The sequence below is a fragment of the Nocardiopsis trehalosi NBRC 14201 genome (assembly GCF_001552555.1).
In the GTDB taxonomy this organism is placed as follows: Bacteria; Actinomycetota; Actinomycetes; order Streptosporangiales; family Streptosporangiaceae; genus Nocardiopsis_B; species Nocardiopsis_B trehalosi.
This window is the reverse complement of sequence record NZ_BCRK01000314.1, coordinates 1-3,117: the sequence shown is the minus strand read 5'-3', so window position 1 is coordinate 3,117 and position 3,117 is coordinate 1. Positions and strand designations below refer to the sequence as shown.

The window sequence follows — 3,117 nt, the reverse complement described above, 5'->3', positions numbered from 1 at the left end:
CGGCCGGCGCCCGGACCCGTGTCCGGTGCGCCGGCCGCCGCCGTCCGTGTGTCCCCGGGCCGGGCCCGGGGACACACGCCCCGTGCTAGCCGCGCCGGACGTCGGCCCGGCGGATCGCGCTGCACACGGCCTTCAGCGAGGCCGTGGTGATGTTGTGGTTGAGGCCGACCCCCCACACCGTGCGGCCGTCGATCTCGGCCTCGACGTAGGCGGCGGCGCGGGCGTCGCTGCCCTCGCTCAGCGCGTGCTCGACGTAGTCGACGACCCGGACCTTGACGTCGATCCCGGTCAGCGCGTCGCAGAACGCCGACAGCGGGCCCTGCCCGGTGCCGGTGATCTCCCGGATCTCGCCGTGCACGCGGACGTCGGCGCTGATGCGGTACCCGCCGTCGGCCGCGGTCTCGGAGCGGTGCGCCAGCACCCCCACGGGACCGTCGTCGGCCAGGTAGGCGGCGGTGAAGATCTCCCAGATGCGGTCGCCGGTGAACTCGCCGCCCTCGGCGTCGGTGAACTCCTGCACCTGGTGCGAGAAGTCGATCTGCAGCCGGCGCGGCAGGTCCAGGGCGTGGTCGCGCTGGAGGATGTAGGACACCCCGCCCTTGCCGGACTGGCTGTTGACCCGGATGACGGCCTCGTAGTCGCGGCCGACCTCCTTGGGGTCGATGGGCAGGTAGGGCACCCGCCACGGGTACTCGGCGACCGGCACCCCGGCCTCGGCGGCGTCGCGCTCCAGGGCGGCCAGGCCCTTCTTGATGGCGTCCTGGTGGGAGCCGGAGAAGGCGGTGTAGACCAGGTCGCCCCCGTAGGGGTGGCGCGGGCCGACGGGCAGCTGGGTGCAGTGCTCGACGGTGCGCCGGATCTCGTCGATGTCGGAGAAGTCGATCTGCGGGTCCACGCCCTGGCTGAACAGGTTCAGCCCCAGGGTGACGAGGTCGACGTTGCCGGTGCGCTCGCCGTGCCCGAACAGGCACCCCTCGACCCGGTCGGCGCCGGCCATGACGGCCAGCTCGGCCGAGGCCACCCCGGTGCCGCGGTCGTTGTGCGGGTGCACGGACAGGCAGACGTGCTCGCGCCGCGTCAGGTTGCGGCTCATCCACTCGATCTGGTCGGCGTAGACGTTGGGGGTGGCGCGCTCGATGGTGGCCGGCAGGTTGAGGATGATCTCGCGCCCGGGGCCCGGCCGCCAGACGTCCATGACGGCCTCGCACACCTCCAGCGCGAAGTCGGGCTCGGTGTCGATGAAGATCTCGGGCGAGTACTCGTAGCCGAACTCGGTGCCGGCCAGGTACTGCTCGGCGAAGCGCATGACGTGCCGGGTGCCCTCGACGGCGATGTCGCGGCAGGCCGCGCGGTCGACCCCGAACACCACGCGGCGGAACTCCGGCGCGGTGGCGTTGTACAGGTGGACGGTGGCGCGCTGGGCGCCGACCAGGCTCTGCACGGTGCGCTCGATCAGGTCGGCGCGGGCCTGGGTCAGGACGGAGATCTGCACGTCGGCGGGGATGTGCCCGCCCTCGATCAGGCTCCGGACGAAGTCGAAGTCGGTCTGGCTGGCGGCCGGGAAGCCGACCTCGATCTCCTTGTAGCCCATGCGCACCAGCAGGTCGAACATCTCGCGCTTGCGCTCGGCGTCCATGGGTTCGATCAGCGACTGGTTGCCGTCGCGCAGGTCGGTGGAGAGCCAGCGCGGCGCCCGGGTGATCGTGGCCGAGGGCCAGGTGCGGTCGGGCAGGTCCACCGCCGGGAACGGGCGGTAGCGGTCGAAGGGCATACCACTGGGTTGCTGCTGCGGCACCATGAAGGTGACTCCTTAACGGGGTGTGCGGATGTGCACGCGATGTCGCGGCCGACAGAGAACACGCCGAAGCCCCGCGGCGAGGGAGCCGACCTGGTTAACGACCCCCGCCGCGGCCGCTAAGGAGGAGCAGCTCGCGCAGCATAACGTCGACCACGTTAGCAGACATCGCGGCCCGGCCTCCCCGGGAGCCCCACCCCCACCGCCCGCACACCCCCGCGTGCCGGGCGTCCGGCCCTCGCCCGCCGTCCCCGGCCGCCTCCCGGCCGCGCACCTCCCGACCTGCGCCGGAGCGGCCGTACGGTCAGCCGCCCGGTCGGCGGGGACCGCCGGTGGCCGGGAGCGCGGCCAGCACCGCCGACACGGCCGCCGTGGCGATGGCCACGACGGCGCCGCCCGCCGGGATGTGGCCGAGGCCGGAAAACACGGCCGGGTTCGCCGCCTGGAGGGCCAGGACGGCCCCGCCTGCCGCGACCAGCCACCGCCCGGCCGGGTTGCGCAGGAGCAGGAGCAGGGCGCCGATGGCGAGGACCACCGCAGCGGCACCGCACAGCACCATCAGCACCGTGGCCTCCGTGGGCGCCATCGCGCCGATCCGGACGGCGTTGACGGCCCCGAAGGGCAGGGCAGCGACCGTGAGGAGGCAGAGCAGCGCCGACACCGTGATGGCGGTCCGGGCGGCGGGCCCTCCAGAGCCGGGGGCGGGCGCGGAGACCGCGTACGGGGCGGCGGGGCCCGGGGCGCCCGGGTCGGGGGTCCGCGTCCGGTGCCCGGCGGGTTCGGGGCCGAGGACCCGGGTGCGGCGCCCGGCGATGTCCTCGGTGACGGCGTCCGGCAGCCACGGTGCCCCGGCGCCGGGCCGCGGGCCGGTCGGCGGCGCCGCGCCGAGGTCGGCCAGGACCCGCTCCGGCGCCGGCCGGGCGGCGGGGTCCTTGGCCAGGCAGGCGCCGACCGTGCCCGCCAGCGCGGCGGGCAGCCCGGACAGGTCGGGGGCGTCGTAGACGATGCGGTGGGTCACCGCGTGCGGCGGCCCCTCGCCGAACGGGCTGCGGCCGGTCGCGGCGTAGGCGAGGACGCAGCCGAGGGCGAACACGTCGCCGGGCGGGCCGACCGGCTCCCCGCGCACCTGCTCGGGCGACATGAACGCGGCCGTGCCGAGGACGGTGGACGCGCGGGTGACCGACGTGGCGTCGAGGGCGCGCGAGATACCGAAGTCGATCACCCGGGGACCGTCATCGGCGAGCAGCACGTTGCCGGGCTTGAGGTCGCGGTGCACCACCCCGCAGGCGTGGATCGCGGCGAGCCCCTCGGCCAGCCCGGCA

The 3,117-nt window shown here is 75.0% G+C and carries 2 protein-coding genes; both read right to left on the bottom strand.

Annotated elements, in window-relative coordinates:
• Positions 1 to 85: 85 nt before the first annotated feature.
• A complete protein-coding gene (leuA, locus tag NT8_RS27715) occupies positions 86 to 1,798 on the bottom strand; it encodes a 2-isopropylmalate synthase (RefSeq protein WP_067975964.1) in 1,713 nt (570 codons plus the stop codon).
• 301 nt (positions 1,799 to 2,099) lie between these two features.
• Positions 2,100 to 3,117: protein kinase domain-containing protein (locus NT8_RS30505; protein ID WP_217999336.1), on the bottom strand; the 1,018-nt coding region annotated here is incomplete at its 5' end.